Source organism: Streptomyces sp. NPDC001903 (assembly GCF_042891345.1).
In the GTDB taxonomy this organism is placed as follows: domain Bacteria; phylum Actinomycetota; class Actinomycetes; order Streptomycetales; family Streptomycetaceae; genus Streptomyces.
The window spans coordinates 1-7095 of record NZ_JBIASZ010000043.1; the positions used below are offsets into that span (position 1 = coordinate 1).

At 66.6% G+C, this 7095-nt stretch carries 4 protein-coding genes and 2 pseudogenes; 5 read left to right on the plus strand and 1 reads right to left on the minus strand.

All coding sequences use genetic code 11. The features are described from left to right. The first annotated feature begins 470 nt into the window (after positions 1 to 470). The 5 genes and pseudogenes from istA to ACFYZS_RS40380 all read left to right on the plus strand — a co-directional run bounded on the left by istA (position 471) and on the right by ACFYZS_RS40380 (position 5631). Positions 471 to 2103: pseudogene (istA, locus tag ACFYZS_RS40360) on the plus strand (IS21 family transposase). Further along, a pseudogene (locus ACFYZS_RS40365) lies at positions 2100 to 2642 on the plus strand (ATP-binding protein); the annotation flags it as partial. The pseudogenes istA and ACFYZS_RS40365, both read left to right, overlap by 4 nt. Positions 2643 to 3222: 580 nt before the next feature. Beyond that, a complete protein-coding gene (locus ACFYZS_RS40370; RefSeq protein WP_389024562.1) occupies positions 3223 to 3507 on the plus strand; it encodes a hypothetical protein in 285 nt (94 codons plus the stop codon). A 10-nt stretch (positions 3508 to 3517) separates the two neighbouring features. Next, positions 3518 to 4297: a helix-turn-helix domain-containing protein gene (locus ACFYZS_RS40375; RefSeq protein WP_389024565.1), complete on the plus strand. Its 780-nt coding sequence runs from the start codon at positions 3518 to 3520 to the stop codon at positions 4295 to 4297. A gap of 842 nt (positions 4298 to 5139) precedes the next feature. Next, entirely contained in the window at positions 5140 to 5631 is a 492-nt protein-coding gene (locus tag ACFYZS_RS40380) for a hypothetical protein (protein WP_389024570.1), read from the plus strand. 338 nt (positions 5632 to 5969) lie between these two features. Here the strand turns inward: ACFYZS_RS40380 and ACFYZS_RS40385 are convergent, their stop codons facing one another. Then, positions 5970 to 6521 carry a hypothetical protein gene (locus ACFYZS_RS40385; protein ID WP_389024567.1) on the minus strand — a complete coding sequence of 184 codons (552 nt, stop codon included), beginning with the start codon at positions 6519 to 6521 and terminating at the stop codon, positions 5970 to 5972. Positions 6522 to 7095 lie beyond the last annotated feature (574 nt).

Here is a 7095-nt window from a genome sequence, read left to right on the forward strand (position 1 = left end):
GCTCGGAGGGATTGTCCAGGATGTGCATCCTGTACTTCATTTCCAGAGGCAGTAAATTTCAGCAAGATCGCCACCCTATCGCGGAGCTCAACGCACGGGCCAGAGAGCCGCCCCATCAACCCCGTCCACCGTCAGCGGTATGCCGCTGACGGTGTGAGCTGCCTAAAAGCCTCTTCGGACCGTCGCAGGTGCGGATACGAAGTGGTCCACGTCGGTGGGCCGCGTCCGTCAGCACCACGTTGTCGCAGGCGCTGCGCCAGGAGCGGTCGGTCAGCTCGCAGCCGAGCCGACACCCGCGGCGCTTCGACGGCTTCGGCGAGGATGTGGCTTTGACGGTCTGATTCGGCTCCACTTTTCGGCTTGAGTTGGCCCCAGGGGTGGGGGCGTACGGGAGCGTTCGGGGGTTGTTCCGGTCTCATCTGGCCCCACCGGACGGCGGGTGGAGGGCCACCGCGTGGGGGCGATGCTGGATGGAGTTATCGAGGGAAGAGCTGTTCCTGCGGATCCGCCGTGACTCGTGGCAGGAGGGGCTGCCGATGCGGGCGTTGGCCCGCAAGTACGGCGTTCACCGTCGGCTGGTACGCAAGGCTCTGGCATCCCCAGTGCCCAGGCCGCGGAAGACTCCAGTGCGGTCGTCGCCCCGGTTGGAGCCGTTCAAGAAGACGATCGACGAGTGGCTACTGGGGGGATCTGGAAGCGCCACCGAAGCAGCGGCACACCGTCAAGCGGATCCTGACGCGACTGCGTCAGGAGTGCGAGGCCGACATCGCTTACACGACCGTGTGGGACTAGGTCTCCCGGCGGTGCCGGGAGATCGCCGAGGCGGCCGGCGCGGCGCCGACGGCAGGCTTCGTGATCCGCCACAACCGTCCGGGCATGGACGCCGAGGTCGACTTCGGCGAGGCATGGGTCGATCTGGCCGGTGAACGCACGAAGTGCTTCGTGTTCGCCCTCCGTCTCGCCTACTCGGGCAAGGCGGTCCACCGCATCACGACATCCTGCGGGCAGGAAGCGTTCTTGGACGGCCACGTTCACGCCTTTCGAACCCTGGGCGGTGTTCCTGGCGGTCAGATCCGCTATGACAACCTCTCTCCGGCTGTCTCCCGCGTGATCCACAAAAGCCGGTCGAGGGAGGAACATCCCAGGTTGGAGGAGTTTCGACGGCATTTCGGCTTCACCCCTTTCTACTGCGAGCCGGGCCTTCGCGGGGCCCATGAGAACGGCGGGGTCGAGGGCCAGGTCGGCTACTTCCGCCGCAACTACCTCACTTCCGTCCCGCGGGTGAACTCACTCGACGAGCTGAACGCGTCCTTCATGGAGTTCGAGCGGGCGGAAGAAGGCCGACGGATCGGGATGCGGATCCGCACCATCGGGCAGGACTTCGCCCACGAGTCCGCGCTGCTGATACCCCAGCCGACAGACAGCTTCGAGACCGGCGCCGTGTTCACTCCGAGGGTCGACCGCTACGGGATGATCGCGGTGAGGGTCTGCCGCTACTCCGTTCCGGCCCGCTTCATCGGCCGCACCGTCCGGGTCGTGCTCCGCTCCAGCGACCTCGTCGTCTTCCACGGCCGGACCGAGATCGCCCGTCACCCCCGACTCACAGCCAAGGGCGCCGAGCGAGTCGTGCTCGACCACTTCCTGGAAGTGCTCCTGGCCAAGCCCGGCGCGATGGCCGGCTCCGAAGCCCTCGACCAGGCCCGCCGCGAGGGCAGGTTCACCGCGGTTCACGAAGCGTTCTGGGCCGAGGCGAAGAGTGCCGACGGCGACATCGAGGGCACTAAACAACTGGTCCACGTCCTTCTCCTGCACCGGCACCTCGAACACCGGGACGTGGTCGCCGGCATCCGATCGGCCCTGGCAGTCGGCGCCCACACCGCCGACGTCGTGGCCCTGGAAGCTCGAAAGGCCGCCGAGTCCGACGGCCGCTCTCCCACCGTGACCGTCAGCGGGCCCGCACCGGTTCTGCCCGGACCGGAGCCCAGCGAGGTGGTCAGCCTCAGCGCCCACCGAGCCGTCCGCCTCCCCACAGACCAGCGTCCTCTGCCCGCTCTCGAACGCTGGGACCAGCTGCTGAACAAGTCCAGGAAGGACGCGCCATGACCGGCCCGAACCACTACTTGACCGAGCCCGCCGCCGACGCGGCGATCGACACCGCGTGCCGGATCCCGCGGCTGCCCACGATGCGGGCTCAGTTCCCCGACCTCGTCGCCCGAGAAGAACGCGAACAGCTCTCCTACCGCGGGTTCCTCGCGGAGCTGCTGATGTCCGAGTGCGAGGACCGCGACCGGCGACGCTCGGAACGACGGATCCGCGCGGTCGGCTTCCCCCGCCAGAAATGGCTCTCCGACTTCGACTTCGCCGCGAACCCCAACGTCGTCCCGGCCGTGATCAACAACCTCGCCACCTGCGAATGGGTCAAGAAGGGCGAGCCCCTCTGCCTGATCGGGGACTCCGGCACCGGCAAGTCCCACCTGCTGATCGGTCTGGGAACCGCCGCCGCCATGGAGGGCCATCGCGTCCGTTACGCCCTGGCCGCGAAGCTCGTCAACGAGCTCGTCGAGGCCGCTGACGAGAAGCAGTTGTCCAAGTCGATCGCCCGCTACGGCCGCGTGGACCTTCTCCGCATCGATGAGCTGGGGGTCAGGGCCGGTCCCCGGGTGTGGGGGCCGGCCCTGATGTGAGGCACTCGCGCGCCAACGCGGTGCTCTCTTTGTCCCTGCTGCGGAGTCACCTACTTCAGGGGTCCGCCGGTTTCCCGACGTTGTGATGCCCATCGTGCCCTCTTTGACTACACGAAGACAACTTCCGCTTGGACGCGCGTGGACGAATGGGGCCGGGTGCCGCACTGCACGGGCGTTGCTCGGGTGTCAACCGGCCCCCGGCGTGTGGGGCGGCCGCGGGGGCCGGTGTCGATTGGAAGCGTTTACGCAGGTCAGAGCACCTACTGACGAATCATCAATAAGTGGCACTGGGTCAGGTACACCGATGAACGAATCAATGGACATTCGAGTCTTTCCGGATCCTCGGTGGGGGAACCGGGCTTCGTGTGCCGGTCACGTTCTGTCATGCTTGTGACCCCCGGGATCGCGACGCCAATCGCCCCTGGGGGAGCGCCACTTGGCGCGGAGTCACCGATGACGGGAGGGCGCTGTCCCGCGCCCTCCCGTCCCTCGACTACTTCAGGGGCGCCTTGCTCGGCGTCCCGGACAAGGACGTGTCATGGGAGTAAGGCAGGAGCCTGCCCGCTCGGACGGACGGCAGCCCGGAGTGCAGCACCGGACGCCCGGTCTGACGATGCCGCAGGCGGTCGTGATCAGTGTGGTGTTGGCGGTGGTGTTCGTCCCGGCGGTGGTGCTGAGCCTGCGGGGGATGCCGATGGGCGACGTCTTCCGGCTGCTGGGCGGTGCGGGTGCCATCGGTGCGGCCTTGATCATCGCGGTGATGCCGGGCGGCCGTGGTGTGCTCGCGGCGGCGGTCCGGGCCGCTCTTCAGGCCGGCCGGTAGGGGGCGGGTCATGGGACGTCGTGAACTCCCCGTCGACTACACGGTCCGGGCGCGCGGCGAGCTGGCCGCGGCGCTGCGGCAGCTGCGGGCGCAGTCCGGGCTGACCTACGACGAACTCGCTGCCCGGACAGGGCTGTCGGCGGCGACGCTCAAGCGGGCGTCCTCGGGCCGCACGGTGCCGTCTTGGACGACGCTCACCGCGGCCTGCGGCGGTGAGCCGCGGGGCGGGATCGTGGAGCTGTGGAGGTCCGCCCGGGCGGCCGACCGCGGCCGTCTGAAGGGCCTGCGCCGCCCTCCTGCGCCCGAGCTGATCACCACGGCCGGACAGCTCAGCGAAGCACTGGAGTACTTCTACGAGAAGGCCGGCGCGCCCTCGCTGCGCCAGCTCCAGGCACGGGCGGGAGGCGCGCACCTGATGCCGGTCAGCTCGGCCGCGCGGATCGTCGCCAGGCAGGCATTGCCGGCCAGCCGCCAGCAGTGCGTCGCCTTCCTGACCGCCCTCGACGTCGTGCCGGGCGTGGTGCGGCGCCTGGCCGACACCTACGACCGGGTCACGGCCAACCCCGCCGATTCCTGGCGCGGACTGTCCGATCTGGAGGTGGGGCGGGTTCTCGCGGCCGGCGCCTCCGACACCACGGACCACCGCCTGGGCGCCGCCCTCCGTCTGGCCGACTTGCGCCACATCCCCGGCGCCAGCCGACGGGCAGAGGAGGTCCTGCGGCAGCTCGCTGCCGAGTCGATGCGAGTAGGCCGTGACGGCCCCCGAGAGTCGCACTCCCGGGCAGCCTGACCACCCCTCGCCCCGGTCTCCTACCGGGCCCAATCGATGCCGAGGTTGGCGAGCGCGGCGAGCTGCGCGCATCCAGCCGGTCGCGGCGCTGGCGTTGGTTGGCCAGCCACACTCCGGTGCAGTGCTCGGCCCCGTCTGGCAGCCTCTCGACCGCCCCGCGGCCGGGCAGGCTGCCTTCGCGGGCGAGGTACTGGGCCAGGGCCGTCACGCCTTTGTGGAAGGCTTCCGAGCGCCGTGCTACACCGCGTTTGTTTGTCCAGGGGGCCGCAGAGGCTGTCTGGTGGGGGTGGTGCTTGGTTTGCGCTGGTCAGGTCGGTACGCGTGCCGCGTCGGGGCCAGTGTGATGCAGCGAGGTTGGTGTCACTGTGATGAGTTGACCTGGACAACGGAGCGCGGCGTAGCAGCAGGTTGGTTGAGTACTGCGCCGCTGCATTGATCCGCGACACGTGCCGGGAGGGCAGCACATGCAATGTGGCCCCAGAATTCATCCGGGTTCAGAATGAAGCAGTCTGCGTCTCGCTCCGGAGAGGAGCACCCCGGACGTTCTCGGAGCTGGGGGCAGGGGTCGATTTCTTGCCGGTGGTTGCGGTCGCCGCATCGCGTGTCTTGATGGTTACTCAAGAGCCTTTGAAGGGATGCGACTTGGGCCTGCGGTGGGGTGCAGTGAAAGTGGGGCCGATGCATGCGTGGTGGATTCCGTATGGCACACTGCATCAGGCTTAACGATCAAGCTCTACTTGCACTTATGGGCTCGTTTAAGAGACTCGACAGGAGTGGTTATGAGGCGTGGTATTCGCTCGGTCTTCATGTTTTGCTCGGCAGTTGTTCTTGCCTGCGCTGGAATGAGTCCCGCGCAGGCAGATGTATTGACTCCTGCGGAAGCAGGCCAGGGGCAAATTTGCATTAAGGCGCATGTTGCAGGTATCGGGGATCAGCCGTGGGCGTGTAACAATGCTCACAACAACGAGACGGAATATGCAGGGACCATTGGTCAGAATAGAGCGATCGAGGGAATGTGGGTGTATAGCACAGTTGGGATAATTTGCGCCGACGCTCACGTCCGGGATAAGGGATGGCAGGGAGGGAGATGCACTGCCTTCAATGGAACCTCGGTGTGGGTCGGGACTTCTGGTGAGAACAGGCCCATGGAAGCATTGAGGCTCTGGCTGCCCAGTGACGAGCATCAGGTAAGGATGGCGGGTAACGCCCACGTCCAGAACCAGGGCTGGGACAAAAACTGGACCCAAGATTACTGGATCGAACTGGGCACCACTGGTCGGGCACGGAACCTGGAAGCCGTTGTTGTCATACCGGTTCTTGGCATTTGGCCCTAGCCCGGTCCCCTTGCCGGCTGACGGGTAGTTGACCAACATGATGGGGCACGCTCCGCAGGGGGAGGGGAGCCTTCTTCCCGAACTGCCTCTCAGCTAAGCAGGGGATTCCCGCCCAGCGGTCCGCAGGACCCGGACCCTGTGAAACGGGGTCACCCAGGCCTGCGGAGCAGGCCGTTCGGGGTGGAGCGAAGCGAAACCGCGAACCGTCCGGAGCGAAGCGACGGACACCGGCCCGAAGGGCCGACCCTGGCTCGGCGAAGCCGAGCCCCGTCGAGCGCAGCCTGGCGGTTCTCTCCTGAGCGCGCAGGGCGGCCTGGCTACGGCTTGGGGGTGATGGGCTAGCAGGCTTGTTTGTTCGGGCAGATCTTCTTTAGCCGGTTTACTTTGAACCAATGGTCGATGGTCACGGATGCTGAGGCGTTATCCCACGAGTCGTACTCCTGTGAGTTGGTTACGAAGAGATTCTCGATCCGCCCTGTTTGTCCTGGTGGGACGCTTACCGAGGCCCAGTCGGTGCCGTCAAGGTCGTAGTTTTCGCAGTGCGACTCCTCAAACAGTTTCAGCTCAGCGAGCGCGTCGACTCTCTCTGAGGGCTGAAGCACCAGTGAGATGGTCAGCTGCCCCTGGGTCTCCTCTGCTGCACACGCTTTATGTACGGCGCGATGGGTGGGGCGGGTGTGCGTAAGGGTGAATTTCGTCGGTGGGATATTGAGATTGACGAGGTGTCTTTTATTTGGGGGGATTGAAAATGTACTGCCGCTGTCTTCCACACGCAGCAATCCACTGACGACGACAGTGTGGGGGGAAAATGCGGCAGCAGGATTCGTCATGCCCGCAAACGGGATGGGGGTCAACAAAACCGTAGCCGCTATGACGTGTCCGAGTTTCATGATAAGACCTAGTGGATGTCGGGTATCGGTGTGCGGTCCCGTATGAGCAGAGTCCCACAGTTGCAGAACTGGCGCATTCCGAGAGGAGGGTCCAACCAGCAAGCGTCTGGGTCGGGATGGCTGCAGCGGAGCGGAGGCCACGGGTCGGCCGGAGGCCGGTCCCCGGGCTCACTGTGGTTGGCCGGTTTTCGCGGAGTGATGTCTGCGTTATCACGCTTGGTTGTTTGCGCTGGGCAGGACGGTCAGACTCCGACCCGGGTGCCCCGCCTGTTCTGCTGCTGGCGGCCCGCGTCAGCGGGCCATCGGTCCTGGAGGCGGAGCCGGAAGGGCCCCAGGGGAGCGGAGTGGACACGCCCAACGGGCCGGAGGTCCGGACCCCGTGAAACGGGGTCATTCCGGCCGCGGAGCGGCCCGTTCGGGTACCGAGCGAAGCGAGGTACCCGAACCCGTCCGAAGCGAAGCGTAGGACCCCCGGCCCGAAGGGCCGGCTCTGGCTCGGCGCAGCCGAGCTCCGTCGAGCGCAGCGAGGCGGTTCTCTCCTGAGCGCGCAGCGCTCAGGTACCCGCTCCGCGGG